Below are 17,166 nucleotides of genomic sequence, written 5' to 3'. Positions count from 1 at the left end.
ATGCGCATCGGCCTGACCGGAGGTATCGGCAGCGGCAAGAGCACTTTCGGCCAATTGCTGGCGTCCCTGGGGGCGGCACTGATCGATGCCGACCAGATCGCGCGCAGCGTGACCGGTCCGGGCGGTGCGGCCATCGATGCGATCCGGCAAACCTTCGGGGCCGACTATGTCGATGCCTCGGGCGCACTCGATCGGGCACGCATGCGTGCCCTGGCCTTTTCCGACGGGAATGCGCGGGTGCGTCTGGAGTCCATTGTGCACCCGCTGGTGACGCAGTTCAGTGCCGAAGGTGCCCAGCAAGCCCTGCAGGACGGCAAGCGCCTGATCGTGCACGACATTCCCCTGCTCGTGGAGTCCGGGCGCTGGGCCCGGCAGCTCGATGCCGTGGTGGTGATCGACTGCCCGGCCGAAACCCAGATCGAGCGGGTGGTCCAGCGCAGCGGTCTCGCGCGCGAAGCCGTGCAGGCCATTCTTGCGCACCAGGCCAGCCGCCCGGCACGCCGTGCAGCGGCAGATGCCATCGTGCACAACGGCCCTCTCTGCACATTGACGCAATTACAGGCCCAGGCCGAGCAACTGGGACGGCTGTTCGGGCTATGATGCATGCGCACGCCTGTGGGCCCCTCCCGCTTTGACGGGCAGTGATCCACGGTGCACGGTGCCGCAAAATACCCTGAGAGCCCCGGGAACCCGCCAGCGTGATCCTTTACGAATACCCTTTCAACGAGCGCCTCAGAACGTACCTGCGTCTGGAGCAGCTGTTTCGCCGGCTCGGCGAACTGATCCCGCGCTCCCACGCCCTGGACCACCATTTCGCGCTGGTCACGATCTTCGAGATCATGGATGTGGCCGCCCGCGCCGACCTGAAAGCGGACGTTCTCAAGGACATCGAAAAGCACAAGCACCAACTGGAAGGCTACCGCGGCAATCCGTCCATCTCGGAAGCTGCGCTGGAAACGGTCATCACGCAGCTGGACCATTGCTTCACCGCACTGAACACCCAGAGCGGCAAGTCCGGCCATGCCCTCACCGAGAACGACTGGCTGATGAGCATCCGCAGCCGCGTGGGCATTCCGGGCGGCACCTGCGGCTTCGACCTGCCCGCCTACTATGCCTGGCAGCACCGCGACGTGGCCTACCGCCAGAACGCACTCCAGGAATGGGCCTCCACCCTGGCGCCCATGGCCGAATCCATCTATGTGCTGCTCAAGCTGCTGCGTGACTCGGGCGTGCCGCAGAAGGTGGCCGCCGAGCGTGGCCAGTTCCAGCAGAACCTGCCCCAGGGCCGCACCTTCCAGTTGCTGCGCCTGCGCATGGACCCCACCCTGGGGTTCATTCCTGAAATCAGCGGCAACCGCCTGATCGTCTCAGTGCGGCTCATGCGCCAGGAGGCCGATGGCCGGCTGCACTCCTGCACGGAGGATGCCGCGTTCGAACTGACCCTGTGCGCCTGAAGGAGACACCTGCCATGGCCCCCGCCACCAAGCCTGAAGGCCACCGGACCGTCGTCTGCCCCACCTGCGGCGGCGACAGCATCTACAGCCCGGCCAATCCCTACCGCCCCTTCTGCAGCGAGCGTTGCAAGCAGGTGGACCTGGGTGCCTGGGCGAGCGAAGACTTCCGCATGCCCGCCGAAGCCCCTCCCGCCGACGCCCAGTACGGCGACCCCAAACTGCAGCACTGATTCAGGAATTCGACTCCGGGGGTACAAAGGCGATGCCCCGCTCCTCGGACAGCCACTGCAGCACCGGGTACGCGCCCGGCAGCACCGGGCTCACATCCAGGGGCAATTGTTGCCAGGCCATGGCCTGGCCCTCGCGCATCTCGAACTCTCCCGTCCACGCGTGGACCTTGCACCAGTGCAGGCGCACCAGCGCGTGCGGGTAGTCGTGCTCGGTGACCTTCCAGACCTCGGCAGGTCCGATGGTCACCCCCAGCTCTTCGACCAGCTCACGCCGCAGCGCCTGCTCCACGGTCTCGCCCACTTCGAGCTTGCCGCCGGGAAACTCCCAGTAGCCCGCGTAGGGCTTGCCTGGCGGGCGGGTGGACAACAACAGCGCGCCATCGTGGCGCACCAGAATGCCGACGGCCACCTCGGTGTGCTTGCGCGCTGCAGCCACTTCACTTGCTACCGCTTCAACCACCGTTGCGCCCCGCATAGTCACGCGCAAACTGGTAGGCCACACGGCCGCTGCGCGAGCCCCGCTCCAGTGCCCAGATCAGGGCCTGGGGTCGGGCCGCCACGACGTCGTCCGCGGCGACGCCCAGCGAGGCCAACCACTGCGCCACGATGGCCAGGTACTCATCCTGGCTGAACGGATAGAAGCTGACCCACAGGCCAAAGCGCTCCGACAGCGAGATTTTCTCTTCCACCACCTCCCCTGGATGCACCTCGCCGTCCTCGCTGTGCGTGTAGGTCAGGTTCTCGGACATGTACTCGGGCAGCAGATGGCGGCGGTTGCTGGTCGCGTAGATCAGCACATTGGGCGTGGCGGCCGCCACCGATCCATCGAGGATGGACTTGAGCGCCTTGTAGCCCGGTTCGCCCTCTTCGAAGCTCAGGTCGTCGCAGAACACAATGAACTTCTCGGGTCGGCCCGAGACCACGTCCACGATGTCCGGCAGGTCGGTCAGGTCGGCCTTGTCCACCTCGATCAGTCGCAGGCCCTTGGGCGCATAGGCATTGAGGCAGGCCTTGATCAGCGAGGATTTGCCGGTACCGCGTGCACCCGTGAGCAGCACATTGTTGGCAGGCTTGCCTTCCACGAACTGGCGTGTATTGCGCTCGATCTTTTCCTTTTGCCCATCGATCTCCTTGAGTTCGGTGAGGGCCATGGTGGCGACATGGCGCACGGGCTCCAGCGTGCCGTGCCCGCTGCTGCGCTTGCGGTAGCGCCAGGCGATCGAGGCCGTCCAGTCGGGGGCCGAGAGCGGCTGCGGCAGGGCCGCCTCGATGCGGGTGATCAATTGCTCCGCGCGCGCGATCAGGTGTTCCAGTGCTTGGTTCATGGGTCGGTGGCTCGCGATATCAGGAACGGTAGTCCGCGTTGATGGTCACGTATTCGTGGCTGAAGTCGCAGGTCCACACGGTGTCGGCCGCGTTGCCACGGCCCAGCACCACGCGCACGGTGATTTCGCTTTGCTTCATCACGCGCTGGCCATCCTCCTCGCGGTAGGCCGGGTTGCGCCCTCCCTTCACGGCCACGTGCACATCGTCCAGGTACAGGTCGATGCCGGTCTGGTCCAGGTCGTCGATGCCGGCGTAACCGACGGCAGCGAGGATGCGGCCGAGGTTCGGGTCGCTGGCGAAAAAGGCTGTCTTGACCAGGGGCGAATGCGCGATGGCATAGGCCACCTTGCGGCACTCCTCGCCCGTCTTGCCGCCTTCCACGCGCACCGTGATGAACTTGGTGGCGCCTTCGCCATCGCGCACGATGGCCTGGGCCAGCTTCTGCGCCACCTGCATCATGGCGGCCTGCAGCGCCTGGCCTTCCGGGCTCGCCAGGTCGGTGATGGGCGCATGGCCGGCCTTGTTGGTGGCCACGAGCACGAAGGAATCGTTGGTGGAGGTGTCACCGTCGATGGTCACGCGGTTGAACGAACCATCGGCCAGCACGCGCACCAGTTGCTGCACCACCGCGGGCGCCACGCAGGCATCCGTGGCCAGAAAGCCCAGCATGGTCGCCATGTTGGGGCGGATCATGCCCGCCCCCTTGCTGATGCCGGTGATGGACACCGTGGCGCCAGCCACCTGCGCCTGGGCGGAGAAGGCCTTGGGGAGCGTATCGGTGGTCATGATGCCTTCGGCAGCGCGGGCCCAGTGGTCGGCTTTCGCATCGGCAATGGCCGCAGGCAGGCCAGCCTCGATGCGGTCCAGCGGCAGCGGCTCCATGATCACACCGGTGGAAAACGGCAACACCTGCTCGGGCGCCACGTTCAGCAGGCTGGCCAGCGCCGTGCAGGTCGCACGCGCACGCGCCAGGCCGTCGGCGCCGGTGCCGGCATTGGCGTTGCCGGTGTTGATCACCATGGCGCGGATGGCCTGCCCACCCGCCAGATGCTCGCGGCCCACCTGCACGGGCGCGGCGCAAAAGCGGTTCTGCGTGAACACGCCGGCCACGCTGGCGCCTTCGTCCAGCAGAAACACCGTGAGGTCCTTGCGGTTGGCCTTGCGGACACCGGCTTCGGCAACACCAATGCGGACACCGGCAATCGCATGCAGATCGGCGGCAACGGGGGCAAGAAGATGAACGGGCATGGGATAAGTCTCTTTCGGGATAACTGGGCCCGATTATGCGAAAAACCGTGGCGCACCAATGAAACATGGCCCCCACGCTCCACCGCTGCGCGGGTCGCTGCCCCCCAAAGGGGGCCATTTTCATCTTGGGGCGGCCCGGCAATGAAAACACGGGCCGAAGCCCGTGTCTGGATGTAGATCAGCAGCTCAAGCTCAAGCCAGCTTGCCGTGGCATGCCTTGTACTTCTTGCCACTGCCGCAAGGGCAGGGGTCGTTGCGAGCCACCCGCACGCCTTCGGGCAAAGCAGCAGCCTGGGCGCCGCCTTGCTGCTGCAGGCCGGGGGTGGTCTCCGCTTCACCCGTCTCGGTAGGGGCGGTGTAGGTCACGTTGGAGATGGCTTCGGCGCGGCTTTCCATGTCCTGGGCGGCCTGGTCGAGCTGCGCCTGCGACTGGATCTGCACCGTCATCAGCACCTTGGTGACTTCGTTCTTGACTTGGTCGATCAGCTGACGGAACAGCTCGAAGGCTTCGCGCTTGTATTCCTGCTTCGGCTGCTTCTGGGCGTAGCCGCGCAGGTGGATACCCTGGCGCAGATAGTCCAGCGAGCTCAGATGGTCGCGCCAGTTCGAGTCGAAGTTCTGCAGCAGCACCACACGCTCGAACTGCGTGAAGTTCTCGCGGCCCACCTGCTCGACCTTGGCATCGAAGGCTTCCTTGGCGGCTTGCACCACCTTCTCGAGAATTTCATCGTCGGTGATCGCGCTGGAACCTTCCACGATTGACTTCAGGTCGATCTGCACCTGCCACTCGTCGGCCAGCGCCTTCTGCAGTGCGGGAATGTCCCACTGCTCTTCGACCGACTCGGGCGGCACATACTGGTGCACCAGGTCGGTCATGCAGTCGTCGCGCATCGCGGCGATCATGTCCGACAGGTCGGCCGAGTCCAGGATCTCATTGCGCTGCTGGTAGATCACCTTGCGCTGGTCATTGGCCACGTCGTCGTATTCCAGCAATTGCTTGCGGATGTCGAAGTTGCGGGCCTCGACCTTGCGCTGCGCCGATTCGATGCTGCGCGTCACGATGCCGGCCTCGATGGCCTCGCCATCGGGCATCTTCAGGCGGTCCATGATCGCCTTGACGCGGTCACCCGCGAAGATGCGCATCAGCGAGTCGTCCAGGCCCAGGTAGAAGCGCGAGGAGCCTGGGTCACCCTGGCGGCCCGAACGGCCACGCAGCTGGTTGTCGATGCGGCGGGACTCATGCCGCTCGGTGGCGATGATGCGCAGGCCGCCCAGGGCCTTGATCTTCTCGTGGTCCGCAGACCAATCGGCACGCAGTTGGGCGATCTGGGCCGCACGGCCGGCCTCGTCCAGCGACTCGTCGGCCTCGGCGGCCGCGATCAGTTTTTCGATGTTGCCGCCCAGCACGATGTCGGTACCGCGACCGGCCATGTTGGTGGCGATGGTGATCATGCCGGCGCGACCGGCCTGGGCCACGATATCGGCCTCACGGGCGTGCTGCTTGGCGTTGAGCACCTGGTGCGGCAGGCCTTCCTTGTTGAGCAACTGGTCGATGATCTCGGAGTTTTCGATCGAGGTCGTCCCCACCAGCACCGGCTGGCCGCGCTCGTGGCATTCGCGGATGTCCTTGATGGCCGCCTCGTACTTCTCGCGCGTAGTCTTGTACACGCGGTCGAGCTGGTCGTCGCGGCGGCTGGGGCGGTTCGGCGGGATCACCACGGTTTCCAGGCCGTAGATTTCCTGGAATTCGTAGGCTTCGGTATCGGCCGTGCCGGTCATACCGGCCAGCTTGCTGTACAGGCGGAAGTAGTTCTGGAAAGTGATCGAAGCCAGCGTCTGGTTTTCGGCCTGGATGTTCACGCCTTCCTTGGCTTCGACAGCCTGGTGCAGGCCTTCGCTCCAGCGGCGGCCCGACATCAGGCGGCCGGTGAACTCGTCCACGATCACGATCTCGCCGTTCTGCACCACATAGTGCTGGTCGCGGTGGTACAGGTGGTTGGCCCGCAGTGCCGCATACAGGTGGTGCATCAGCGTGATGTTGGCCGGGTCGTAGACCGAGGCCCCCTCGGCGATCAGGCCGTGACTGGCCAGGATGCGTTCCGCGCTTTCATGGCCCTGCTCCGTCAGGAACACCTGGTGGGTCTTCTCGTCGAGCGTGAAGTCGCCGGGCTTGGTCACGCCCTCGCCGGTGCGTGGGTCGGCTTCACCTTCCTGGCGCACCAGCAGCGGCACCACCTTGTTCATGGCGATGTACATGGCCGTGTGGTCTTCGGCCTGGCCGCTGATGATCAGGGGCGTGCGTGCCTCATCGATCAGGATCGAGTCCACCTCGTCGACGATGGCGAAGTTCAGGCCCTGCTGCACGCGGTCCGCGGCCTCGTAGACCATGTTGTCGCGCAGGTAGTCGAAGCCGTATTCGTTGTTCGTACCGTAGGTGATGTCGGCACGGTAGGCGGCCTGCTTTTCCTCGCGCGGCATGTTGGGCAGGTTGATGCCCACGGTCAGGCCCAGGAAGTTGTACAGGCGGCCCATCCAGGTCGCATCGCGGTTGGCCAGGTAGTCGTTCACGGTCACCACGTGCACGCCCTTGTCGGACAGGGCGTTCAGGTACACCGGCAGCGTGGCGGTCAGGGTCTTGCCCTCACCCGTGCGCATTTCGGCAATCTTGCCGTAGTGCAGCGCCATGCCGCCCAGCAGCTGCACGTCGAAGTGGCGCATCTTCATGATGCGCTTGGAGCCCTCGCGCACCACCGCAAACGCTTCGGGCAGGATGTCGTCCAGCGACTCCCCCTTGGCCACCCGGTCCTTGAACTCCTGCGTCTTGGCGCGCAGCGCCTCGTCCGTCAGCTTCTCGTAGTCGGGCTCCATCGCGTTGATGCGGGAGACCGTCTTGCGGTACTGCTTGAGAAGCCGGTCATTGCGGCTGCCGAATAGTTTGGTAAGGAAGTTGGTGGCCATGCGAACAGGACCGCCCCAGCGCTGCAATCAGCGCGCGAGGCGACCGAAACCCCTAAGATGAATTGAGAGATCAGGTGGGTGCGCTGCCCGGGTTTGCAAGGACTGCACGACCCCGGGCGGCGAACGCCGGACCTGCGATTTTACCTGCCTGCCGCAGGCCCGCCGGAAGCCACCACGGCCCCAGCCTTCTGCGGGGCCCCGGCCACCGCGCTGCCTGCGCTGAGAAACTTCTGCGGATCCTGGAAAACCCCTTGCACCAGCACCTCGAAGTGCAGGTGCGGACCGGTGGATCGGCCGGTGGTGCCGACTTCGGCGATCTTCTGCCCGCGCTTGACGATGTCCCCTTGCTTCACCAGGGTACGCGAGGCGTGCGCATAGCGCGTCACCAGTTGGTTGCCATGGTCCACCTCGATCATGTTGCCGTAGGCCGGGTGGTACTCCTGTGTCACGACCACGCCGCCAGCGGCAGCCAGGATGGCGGTGCCGGTATCGGCCTGGAAATCGAGCCCGGTGTGCAGGGCCGACTGCCCCGTGATCGGGTCGATGCGCCAGCCGAACGATGAGCCAGGCAGCTTGCCTGCCACGGGCGCATGCGTGGGCACCATCTTCTTGCGGATATGCTGGTCGAACAGGCGCGACTCCATCACCGTCATCAGGTCCACGCGCTGGTTGGTCAGACGCTCCAGATCATCCAGGGTGGCCTGCAGCTCTTCCATGCTCAGGTTGTGGGCGCTCACCAGCGCGCCGCCACGCCCGTCGCTGCGCAGTTCCGTGGCGGGCATGCCCGCCAGGCCCAGCACACGCTCACCCAGCGATTCGAGCTGCACCATGCGCGCCTGCATCTCGCCCACCCGCTTGGCCATGGCATCGAGGTTGGCCCGCATGAAACGGTCGCGCTCGGCGAATTCGTCCTTCACCACCAGGCGCACCAGGGCGCCGAACACCGGCCAACCCTCGCGTGCACCCTTGAGAAAGACCCAGTGGTACAGGCCGGCGGCCGTGACCATGAGTCCGAGGGAAAGAAGCAGGCCCGCCAATACAAGGCGAACTCCTGACAAGTGAATGGCGCGGCTGCGCGCCAAACGGGCGTCCGTGATAATCAGGTGCACTACGACATCTCCACGCCCACCGGCGCATCCCCATGACCCGCCGCCACTACGCCGTCACCCTGCAGCAAGCCAGCGCGGAATCTCCCACGCTGCACATGCTCACCGCAATGACACGCGACTCCAGCGATCGGCTCAAGGCCATTGAATTGTTGTTACCTGCCGGCCTGCGCCAATCAGTCCAGGCAGGCCCCATCGATGGGAATACCTGGTGCCTGCTGGTCAAGAGCAATGCCGCCGCGGCCAAGATCCGTCAACTGCTGCCTGCATTGCAGGCGCACTTGCGCAGCCGGGGGTGGGAGGTTAACTCCATTCGGCTGAAAGTTCAAACCTGAAAAACAGGCCCAACGACAGTTACTTGCTTGTCAAAAAGCTGCCAAATGGGTATGGCAGAGGGCCCACCGGAGGCCTTCGCAGCGCTATACCCCACACAATGCGCGGATGATTCCATGGTCGGTGGAGACCGAAGGACGAGGGGGGTGGGGATGAAAAGATGGTGCCGGTTGTCGGAATCGAACTGACGACCTACCGCTTACAAGGCGGGTGCTCTACCAACTGAGCTAAACCGGCGAAGGCTGGATTTTATCCTGCAAAAACAGCCCTAAAAATGAACCGAGGGGGTGCGTCCGCCCTATTTCACCCGCTTGAGCGCTGGGCGACTGCCACCACCGGAAGGCGAAGGGCGCGGGGGATTGCCATCTCCACCTTCGGCCCCAGGGGATTCCCCGGGCACCAGATGGACCACGCGGTCATCCGCGGGCGTGGCCGATACCGGCGTGGCCGCGGGCACCTGGGCGAGTTCGGCAGGCACGGAGGCCGGAGGCGGCAGTCCCTGCGGCGAGGCACCCGCAGTCAGGTTGTCCACCGGCGGGGGGAACGCCATGCCCTGGCCGTTCTCCCGTGCATAGATGGCGATCACCCGGCCCACAGGCACCAGGATCTCGCGCGGCTTGCCGCCGAAGCGGGCCTTGAACTCGATGAAATCATTGCCCAGTTGCAGCGCGCTGGTGGCGTCGTAGCTGATGTTGAGCACGATCTCGCCATCGTTCACGTACTCGCGCGGCACCTGCACGGAATCGTCCACCCGCACCGCCACATAGGGGGTGAGCCCGTTGTCCGTGCACCACTCGTAAAGAGCGCGGATCAGGTAGGGGCGTGTGGACGTGGATTCCGTGGCATTCATGGGCTAGGTGCAGGCAGTCAGGGACGGACGATGGCGCAGGCGCATTACTTGCGCATGACCTTTTCGGAAGGCGTCAGCGCTTCGATGTAGGCAGGGCGCGAAAAGATGCGCTCGGCGTACTTGAGCAGCGGGGCTGCATTCTTGCTCAGGTCGATGCCATAGTAGTCCAGGCGCCACAGCAGTGGGGCAATGGCCACATCGAGCATGGAGAAGTTGTCGCCCAGCATGTACTTGTTCTTGAGGAACACGGGGGCCAGCTGCGTCAGGCGGTCACGGATGTGGGCACGCGCCTTTTCCAGCGCCTTCTCGTTGCCCTTGGTCGCGCGCGACTCCAGGATGTTCACGTGCACGAACAGTTCCTTCTCGAAATTGAGCAGGAACAGGCGCACACGGGCACGGTCCACCGGGTCGCCGGGCATCAGCTGCGGGTGCGGGAAGCGCTCGTCAATGTACTCGTTGATGATGTTCGACTCGTACAGGATCAGGTCGCGCTCGACCAGAATGGGCACCTGGCCGTAGGGGTTCATCACGCTGATGTCTTCGGGCTTGTTGTACAGGTCCACATCGCGGATCTCGAAGTCCATGCCTTTTTCGAACAGGACAAAGCGGCAGCGGTGGGAAAAGGGACAGGTCGTTCCCGAGTAAAGCACCATCATGGTGTGAGGCTCCTAAAAATCAAAAGAGTGGGGGCCCGAAGCACCCACTCTGAAAAGACTCAGCCGCACCCCCGCAAAGGGGTGCGGCATATGAATCCGGCGTGTTGGTTACTTGACGTCTTTCCAGAACGCTGCGTTCAGCCTCCAGGCGATCACCGTGAAGACACCCAGGAAGATCAGCACCCAGACACCGACGCGGATGCGGGTGTTCTGTGCAGGCTCGGCCATCCACTGCAGGTAATTCACGAGATCGCCGACATTCTGGTCGAATTGCAGGGGCGACATGGTACCTGGGGTTACTTGCTGCCAGCCCTTGAAGACCTGGGTCTTGTGGCCATGGCTCTCGTGCTCTTCGAAGACCGGGCGGCGGTCGCCCTGCATCTGCCACAGCGCATGCGGCATGCCCACGCTCGGGAAAGCCAGGTTGTTCCAGCCCGTCGCCTTGGTCTCGTCGCGGTAGAAGGTGCGCAGGAAGGTGTACAGGTAATCCGGGCCCGTGCCGCCATGGCCGGCGCGCGAGCGCGCGATCACGGTCAGGTCGGGCGGGTTGGCGCCGAACCATTCCTTGGCCTGCTTGGGATCGATGGACGCCTTCATGGTCTCGCCGACCTTGTCGGTCGCGAACAGCAGGTTGTCCTTGATCTCCTGCTCGCTCAGGCCGATGTCCTTCAGGCGGTTGTAGCGCAAGAACGCCGCCGAATGGCAGCTCAAGCAGTAGTTGACGAAGATCTTGGCGCCATTTTGCAGCGAGGCCAGGTCATTGGTCTTGTTGGGTGCCTTGTCCCAGGCGATGCCACCTTCGGCGGCCTGCGCGCCCGAAACAATGCCCAGGGCTGCGATCAGCGTGAGGATGAGTTTCTTCATTGTTCTTGTCTCCCGCTCAGTGCGCGGCAAAGGTCACACGGTCAGGCACCGGCTTGGGCGTGCCCAGGCGGCTCCACCAGGGCATCAGGATGAAGAAGCCGAAGTAGAACAGGGTACCCACCTGCGAGACGCGCTCGCCGATCGGCGAGGGTGGCTGCACACCCAGGTAACCCAGGATCAGGAAGTTGATCACGAACACGCCATACAGGTACTTGTGCCAGTCGGGACGGTAGCGGATCGACTTGACCGGGCTGTAATCCAGCCAGGGCAGGAAGAACAGGATGATCACGGCACCGCCCATCACCACCACGCCCCAGAACTTGGCGTCGATGGCCAGCATCAGTGCGGCCACCACCAGGGAGGCGACCACGGCACCGGCCTTGATGAAGCTGGGCAGCTTGAGCTTGACCGAAGCCAGCACGGCGCCACCCACCACGCACACGATCAGCACGTACATCATCTCGGTGGTGATGGCGCGCAGCATCGAGTAAAACGGCGTGAAGTACCAGACCGGCGCGATGTGCGCAGGCGTCTTCAGCGGGTCGGCCGGGATGAAGTTGTTGTATTCCAGGAAGTAGCCGCCAAACTCGGGGGCGAAGAACACCACCGCCGTGAAGGCCATCAGGAACACGCAGACACCGAAGATGTCGTGCACCGTGTAGTAGGGGTGGAAGGGCACGCCATCCAGCGGCTTGCCGTTGGCATCCTTGGGCGCCTTGGGGCCCTTGATCTCCACACCATCGGGGTTGTTCGAGCCCACATCGTGCAGCGCCAGCAAGTGCGCCACCACCAGGCCCAGCAGCACCAGCGGCACGGCGATCACGTGGAAGCTGAAGAAGCGGTTCAGCGTGGCGTCGCCCACCACGTAGTCGCCGCGGATCAAGAGGGCCAGGTCCGGGCCGATGAAGGGGATCGCGGCGAACAGGTTCACGATCACCTGGGCACCCCAGTAGGACATCTGGCCCCAGGGCAGCAGGTAGCCCATGAAGGCCTCGGCCATCAGGCACAGGAAGATCGCACAGCCGAACACCCAGACCAGCTCGCGCGGCTTGCGGTAGCTGCCGTACATGAGGCCGCGGAACATGTGCAGGTAGACCACCACGAAGAAGGCCGAGGCCCCGGTGGAGTGCATGTAGCGGATCAGCCAGCCCCAGGGCACATCGCGCATGATGTACTCGACCGACTCGAAGGCCTTGGCCGCGTCGGGCTTGTAGTGCATCACCAGGAAGATGCCGGTGACGATCTGGATCACCAGCACCAGCAGCGACAGCGAGCCGAAGATGTACCAGAAGTTGAAGTTCTTCGGAGCGTAGTACTCCGACATGTGCACTCGGTAGGCGTCGAAGGCCGTCGGGAACCGGTTCTCGAACCAGTTGGTGGTCTTCGCCGCGATCGAGGCGTTGGGGGAGATTTCCTTGAATTCGTGGGCCATTTTTGTGTCTCCCTCAAGCCTTCTTGTCATCGCCGATCAACAGGCGCGTGTCCGACAGGTACATGTGGGGAGGGACCTCCAGGTTGTCCGGCGCCGGCTTGTTCTTGAACACGCGGCCGGCCATGTCGAACGTGGAGCCGTGGCAAGGGCACAGGAAACCGCCCTTCCAGTCGTCGGGCAGCGAAGGCTGGGCGCCGGTCTGGAACTTGTCCGATGGCGAGCACCCCAGGTGCGAGCAGATGCCCACAGCCACGAGGATCTCGGGCTTGATGGAGCGGGCCTCGTTGCGGGCGTATTCGGGCGTGAGCTCCGAAGGCTTGCGCTCGGACTTCGGATCGGCCAGCTGGCCATCGAGCTTGGACAACTCGGCCAGCTGCTCGGGCGTGCGCTTGACGATCCAGACGGGCTTGCCCCGCCATTCCACGGTGACTTTCTCTCCGGGCTTGAGCGCGGAAATATCCACCTCGACGGCAGCACCGGCTGCCTTGGCCCGCTCGGAGGGCTGAAAAGTACTCACGAAAGGAACGGCGGTCGCCACGCCGCCCACCGCACCAGCGCAGCCGGACGCAATCAGCCACGTCCGTTTGCTGGAGTCGATTGGGGTGTCACTCATGGGGGTCCTCGATGTACATCGCTATTGGGGTCAACCGCGAATTGTAGCGGAGTGAAAAGGGTCATTCCACGCGGGCTGTCCGCCTTGACAGAGGGCCGACCTGGGCAATACTCGCCTTCTTGTCTATTATCAAGAGGGGTTATCCATGGGCATTGCACAAGAGTTTCGGGAATTTGCCGTCAAGGGCAATGTGATCGACCTGGCCGTGGGCGTCATCATCGGTGGCGCCTTCGGCAAGATCGTGGATTCGGTGGTTTCCGACCTGATCCTGCCGGTCGTCGGTCTGGTATTCGGCAAACTCGATTTTTCCAATTTGTTCATCGTGCTGGGCAACGTGCCGGCAGGCACGGCCATGACACTCGACGCCTTGAAGAAGGCGGGGGTGCCGGTATTCGCCTATGGCAACTTCATCACCGTCGCGGTGAACTTCTTCATCCTGGCTTTCATCATTTTCGTGATGATCAAGCAGATCAATCGCCTGAAGCGCGAAACACCCCCCGCACCCGCAGCCCCTGCCGCGCCCCCCGAAGACATCGTGCTGCTGCGCGAGATCCGCGACAGCTTGAAGAAATAGTCCCCCCTGAGTCGCTGCGCGCCTTCCCCCAAAGGGGGACGCCCCCAGTGCGGCGGGGCGGCCCTTGCACGGGGGCACTGGCTTGGGGCGCGCCAGTTTCGTAGGCTGCGCGCCTTTGCTGGCGTGCTACACGGACAGTTGGCGCGCCATGCGCACGGCCTCCACCAGGCTGCTCGCGTCGGCGATGCCCTGCCCTGCAATGTCGAAGGCCGTGCCGTGGTCGGGGCTGGTGCGCGTGAGCGGCAGGCCCAGGGTGACATTCACGCCCTTGTCCACGCCCAGGTACTTCACGGGAATCAGGCCCTGGTCGTGGTACATGGCCACCACCACATCGAACTCGCCCGGATGGCCGGGTGCATGGCGCGCGCGCATGAACACCGTGTCGGGCGCGAACGGACCCTGCACGTCCATGCCCTGCACCCGCGCGGCCGCGATGGCCGGTGCAATGACCTGCAGCTCCTCGCTGCCGAAAAGCCCGCCCTCCCCCGCATGGGGATTGAGCCCCGCCACGCCGATGCGCGGTGCACGGCCCAAGGTGCGCAACAGGGCCGCGTGGGTGATGGCCAGCGTCTGTGCCACATTGGCCGGCGTCACGGCCTCGATGGCGTCGCGCAGCGACACATGGATGCTCACCAGCACCGTGCGCAGTTCATCGTTGGCCAACATCATGCGCACCGGCATGGCCGCCAGAGGCACGCCCTGGTGCCGCGCAGCCTCGGCCTGCAGCAGCTCGGTATGGCCCGGGTAATCGACCCCGGCCGCCGACAGCGCCTCCTTGTGCAAGGGTGCCGTCACCAGCGCCGCCACCTCACCGCGCAGGGCAGCCCGGGCCGCCCACACCACGCACTCGGCAGCGGCGCGGCCGGCCTCGGCAGCGATGCGGCCCCAGGGCTGCGGCCCCAGCAATCCCGGCAGCGCCAGCACGGGCATGCAGCGCGGTGGCAGCTCAAGGGCCTCGGCGGGCGATGCGATCTGCGCCACGGGCAGGGATGGCAGCCCGGGGCGTTCGATGCACTGCGCAGCCCTGCGCAGCGTGGCGACGTCACCCACCACGAAACAGCCGTGCAGTTCATCCGGCGCATCGCGAAAGGCCTTGGCAACGATCTCGGGGCCTATGCCGGCCGGATCGCCCTGGGTGATGGCAATGGGGGCGCTCATGCGGGGTTGTCCACCTCGATGAAAAGGTGCTCCACACCGGCCTGCTGCGCTACATGCGCGGCCACGGCGGGCGCGCCATAGCGCTCCGTCGCATGGTGGCCTGCGGCGATGAAGCACACCCCTGTTTCGCGCGCGAGGTGGGCCTGGGGTTCGGAAATCTCGCCCGTGATGAAAGCATCGGCCCCGGCAGCGATGGCCGGCTCGAAGTAGCCCTGCGCCCCGCCCGTGCACCAGGCCACGCGGCGGATGGGCCGCCGCAAGCCCGCCTCGGGCTGGGCCAGCGTCACGGCCCGGCCCAGCGCCGCGGCCACATGGTCGGCCAGGGCCTGGCCATCGGCAAAATCGGCGGGAGCCACGCAGCCCAGTTCCTGCTCGCCAAAGCGCGCATCGGCCGCCAGGCCGAGCACGCGGCCCAGTTGCGCGTTGTTGCCCAGTTCGGGGTGGGCATCAAGCGGCAGGTGGTAGGCAAACAGGTTGATGTCGTGCGCCAGCAGCAGCTGCAGACGCTGCTTCATCCAGCCCACCACGCGGCCGTCCTGCCCACGCCAGAACAGGCCGTGGTGCACGAAGATGGCGTCCGCGCGCGCCGCGACGGCCGCCTCGATCAGCGCGCGGCTGGCGGTCACGCCACTCACGATGCGGGTGATGGTTTCCTTGCCCTCGACCTGCAGGCCATTGGGCCCGTAGTCCTTGAAGCGCGCGGGCTGCAGCAGCCCGTCAAAAAGGGCCAGGAGTTCTTGTCGCTGAATGCTACTCATGCCCCGATTGTGCCAAGACCCTCAGGTTCTGGACGGCTGCCAGCCCTTGGTGGCCAGCGGCCACAGCAGTCCGATGGCCGCGCCCAGCACGCCCATGGCGGCCACATAATGGGCCGGCGCCAGCGGGTCCACCTGCTGCCAGGTGGAAATCAGCACGGGCGTGAGGCCGCCGAACACGGCGTAGGCCATGTTGTAGGCAAAGGACAGGCCGGTGAAGCGCACGGGCGCCGGGAAGGCACGCACGCCCACCACGGGCAGCAGCGAGATGCTGCCAACGAAGAAGCCCACCAGGGCATACGACCCAACCAGCGAAGTGCCGGTGCCCGGCAGGCCCAGGTAGAACAGGTAGGCGGTGGCGGTCATGCCGCCCCAGCCCAGCACCATGGCCGTGCGGGTGCCGGCCTTGTCGGACAGCCAGCCCCAGAACACGCAGCCAATGGTCAGCGTCACCGTGGCCACAGCATTGGCCTTCATGGCAGCTGCGGGCACGATGTGGAACACCTTCTGCAGGTAGGAGGGGGTGAACAGCACCACCACCACCACGGCCGTGGACAGCACCCAGGTCATCAGCGCCACGAGCACGCAGGCTTCGCGGTGGTCGCGCAGGATGGTCTTGAGCGGCAACTCCCGGTCGGCCGCCTTGCGCGCCTGCATCTCGCGGAAGATGGGGGTCTCCTCCAGGAATTTGCGCAGGTACACCGAGACCAGGCCGAACACGCCACCCAGGATGAAGGGGATGCGCCAGGCCCAGTCATGCACCTCGGCCTGGCTGTAGGTGGTGTTGAGCCACACGCCCATAATGGAGCCCAGGAAGATGCCACCGGTGATGCCCGAGGTCAGCGTGCCGATGGCAAAGCCGTAGTTGCGGGCCGGCGCATGCTCGGCCACGAACACCCAGGCGCCCGGCATTTCGCCACCGATGGCCGCCCCCTGCAGCACGCGCATGGCCAAAAGCAGCAGTGGCGCGGCGATGCCGATGGTGGCATAGGTGGGCAGAATGCCGATGACCAGGGTGGGCACGGACATCAGGAAGATGGACAGCGTGAACATCTTCTTGCGGCCCAGCTTGTCGCCATAGTGGGCGATCACGATGCCGCCCAGCGGGCGCGCCAGGTAGCCGGCGGCAAAGATGCCCAGGGTCTGCAGCTGGCGCATCCATTCGGGCATGTCGGCCGGAAAGAACAGCGAGCCGATGACGTTGGCAAAGAAGACGAAAACGACGAAGTCGTAGAACTCCAGCGTCCCGCCCAGTGCGGACAGGCCCAGGGTCTGGTAGTCGCTGCGGTTCAGGGGACGGTGGGGCGTGCCGGCGGACGCGGACGCGCCATCCACCGCGGTGATCGAGGTCATGGGGAAAAGCTCCAGAAATTGCGTGCACAGGACTGCGGGTGCGGCGGCAGCGGTGGCATGCCGCAGGCCATCGTTCGTCGGCAGTTTCCGGATGGGGGAGATTGTCGCGGGCGGCCAGGCGGGTAGCGGGCCACGGGAGAACACAGGCAGCGGGGCAGTCGTGCCACCATTCTAGGGTTTTCCCTAGGATACTGCCGCCGCCATCCGAGAAGCCCCCAGCCGCCAATGTCGAGGCCAGGGGACTGCGCGGCAGCGC

The 17,166-nt window shown here is 65.1% G+C and carries 18 protein-coding genes and 1 tRNA gene; 5 read left to right on the top strand and 14 right to left on the bottom strand.

From position 1 onward, the window contains the following. The 3 genes from coaE to AC3WOH_RS13735 all read left to right on the top strand — a co-directional run bounded on the left by coaE (window position 1) and on the right by AC3WOH_RS13735 (window position 1,684). Window positions 1-600, top strand: coding sequence for a dephospho-CoA kinase (gene coaE / locus AC3WOH_RS13745; protein WP_492229872.1), 600 nt, complete (start codon window positions 1-3; stop codon window positions 598-600). 98 nt (window positions 601-698) lie between these two features. Further along, window positions 699-1,454: a cell division protein ZapD gene (gene zapD, locus AC3WOH_RS13740; RefSeq protein WP_492229871.1), complete on the top strand. Its 756-nt coding sequence runs from the start codon at window positions 699-701 to the stop codon at window positions 1,452-1,454. A 14-nt stretch (window positions 1,455-1,468) separates the two neighbouring features. Continuing rightward, window positions 1,469-1,684 (top strand): DNA gyrase inhibitor YacG, encoded by a 216-nt coding sequence (locus AC3WOH_RS13735; RefSeq protein ID WP_184859817.1) that lies wholly within the window; start codon window positions 1,469-1,471, stop codon window positions 1,682-1,684. 1 nt (window position 1,685) lies between these two features. Here the strand turns inward: AC3WOH_RS13735 and AC3WOH_RS13730 are convergent, their stop codons facing one another. From AC3WOH_RS13730 to AC3WOH_RS13710, 5 genes are all read right to left on the bottom strand, one after another. Then, window positions 1,686-2,159 (bottom strand): NUDIX domain-containing protein, encoded by a 474-nt coding sequence (locus tag AC3WOH_RS13730; RefSeq protein WP_492229870.1) that lies wholly within the window; start codon window positions 2,157-2,159, stop codon window positions 1,686-1,688. Further along, the gene (locus tag AC3WOH_RS13725) at window positions 2,137-3,009 is read right to left on the bottom strand and encodes an ATP-binding protein (protein ID WP_492229869.1); all 873 of its coding nucleotides are present in this window, start codon (window positions 3,007-3,009) and stop codon (window positions 2,137-2,139) included. The genes AC3WOH_RS13730 and AC3WOH_RS13725 overlap by 23 nt, the downstream gene beginning before the upstream one ends. 19 nt (window positions 3,010-3,028) lie before the next feature. After that, a complete protein-coding gene (gene argJ / locus AC3WOH_RS13720; RefSeq protein WP_492229868.1) occupies window positions 3,029-4,258 on the bottom strand; it encodes a bifunctional glutamate N-acetyltransferase/amino-acid acetyltransferase ArgJ in 1,230 nt (409 codons plus the stop codon). Window positions 4,259-4,450: 192 nt separating this feature from the next. Then, a complete protein-coding gene (secA, locus tag AC3WOH_RS13715) occupies window positions 4,451-7,216 on the bottom strand; it encodes a preprotein translocase subunit SecA (RefSeq protein WP_492229867.1) in 2,766 nt (921 codons plus the stop codon). 140 nt (window positions 7,217-7,356) lie between these two features. Next, window positions 7,357-8,325 (bottom strand): M23 family metallopeptidase, encoded by a 969-nt coding sequence (locus AC3WOH_RS13710; protein WP_492229866.1) that lies wholly within the window; start codon window positions 8,323-8,325, stop codon window positions 7,357-7,359. Window positions 8,326-8,357: 32 nt separating this feature from the next. Here AC3WOH_RS13710 and AC3WOH_RS13705 point away from each other — a divergent pair, with 32 nt between their 5' ends. Then, the gene (locus AC3WOH_RS13705; RefSeq protein ID WP_492229865.1) at window positions 8,358-8,657 is read left to right on the top strand and encodes a hypothetical protein; all 300 of its coding nucleotides are present in this window, start codon (window positions 8,358-8,360) and stop codon (window positions 8,655-8,657) included. Window positions 8,658-8,816: 159 nt separating this feature from the next. Here AC3WOH_RS13705 and AC3WOH_RS13700 read toward each other — a convergent pair. The 6 genes from AC3WOH_RS13700 to petA all read right to left on the bottom strand — a co-directional run bounded on the left by AC3WOH_RS13700 (window position 8,817) and on the right by petA (window position 13,070). After that, window positions 8,817-8,892: transfer RNA gene (locus AC3WOH_RS13700), tRNA-Thr, on the bottom strand. A gap of 61 nt (window positions 8,893-8,953) precedes the next feature. Beyond that, window positions 8,954-9,505, bottom strand: coding sequence for a ClpXP protease specificity-enhancing factor (locus tag AC3WOH_RS13695; protein ID WP_492229864.1), 552 nt, complete (start codon window positions 9,503-9,505; stop codon window positions 8,954-8,956). Between the two features lie 44 nt (window positions 9,506-9,549). Beyond that, the gene (locus AC3WOH_RS13690) at window positions 9,550-10,161 is read right to left on the bottom strand and encodes a glutathione S-transferase N-terminal domain-containing protein (protein WP_007854512.1); all 612 of its coding nucleotides are present in this window, start codon (window positions 10,159-10,161) and stop codon (window positions 9,550-9,552) included. 108 nt (window positions 10,162-10,269) lie between these two features. After that, on the bottom strand, window positions 10,270-11,025 hold the full coding sequence (locus AC3WOH_RS13685; protein WP_492229863.1) for a cytochrome c1: 756 nt from the start codon (window positions 11,023-11,025) through the stop codon (window positions 10,270-10,272). A gap of 16 nt (window positions 11,026-11,041) precedes the next feature. Then, the gene (locus AC3WOH_RS13680; protein ID WP_492229862.1) at window positions 11,042-12,457 is read right to left on the bottom strand and encodes a cytochrome b; all 1,416 of its coding nucleotides are present in this window, start codon (window positions 12,455-12,457) and stop codon (window positions 11,042-11,044) included. A gap of 13 nt (window positions 12,458-12,470) precedes the next feature. Beyond that, complete coding sequence (gene petA / locus AC3WOH_RS13675) at window positions 12,471-13,070, bottom strand: ubiquinol-cytochrome c reductase iron-sulfur subunit (protein ID WP_492229861.1); 600 nt, start codon at window positions 13,068-13,070, stop codon at window positions 12,471-12,473. 145 nt (window positions 13,071-13,215) lie between these two features. Here petA and mscL point away from each other — a divergent pair, with 145 nt between their 5' ends. Beyond that, window positions 13,216-13,644: a large conductance mechanosensitive channel protein MscL gene (gene mscL, locus AC3WOH_RS13670; RefSeq protein WP_492229860.1), complete on the top strand. Its 429-nt coding sequence runs from the start codon at window positions 13,216-13,218 to the stop codon at window positions 13,642-13,644. A gap of 126 nt (window positions 13,645-13,770) precedes the next feature. Here the strand turns inward: mscL and pdxA are convergent, their stop codons facing one another. Genes pdxA through AC3WOH_RS13655 form a run of 3 tightly spaced genes read right to left on the bottom strand, consistent with a single transcriptional unit; the run spans window position 13,771 to window position 16,910 of the window. After that, window positions 13,771-14,802: a 4-hydroxythreonine-4-phosphate dehydrogenase PdxA gene (gene pdxA / locus AC3WOH_RS13665; protein WP_492229859.1), complete on the bottom strand. Its 1,032-nt coding sequence runs from the start codon at window positions 14,800-14,802 to the stop codon at window positions 13,771-13,773. After that, a complete protein-coding gene (locus AC3WOH_RS13660; RefSeq protein ID WP_492229858.1) occupies window positions 14,799-15,560 on the bottom strand; it encodes a Nif3-like dinuclear metal center hexameric protein in 762 nt (253 codons plus the stop codon). The genes pdxA and AC3WOH_RS13660 overlap by 4 nt, the downstream gene beginning before the upstream one ends. A gap of 21 nt (window positions 15,561-15,581) precedes the next feature. Further along, a complete protein-coding gene (locus AC3WOH_RS13655; protein ID WP_492229857.1) occupies window positions 15,582-16,910 on the bottom strand; it encodes an MFS transporter in 1,329 nt (442 codons plus the stop codon). Window positions 16,911-17,166 lie beyond the last annotated feature (256 nt).

It is taken from the genome of Acidovorax sp. FW305-C-20-28 (assembly GCF_058783375.1).
Note: the sequence above shows the minus strand (reverse complement) of the source record. Positions and strands in the feature narration are given on the sequence as shown.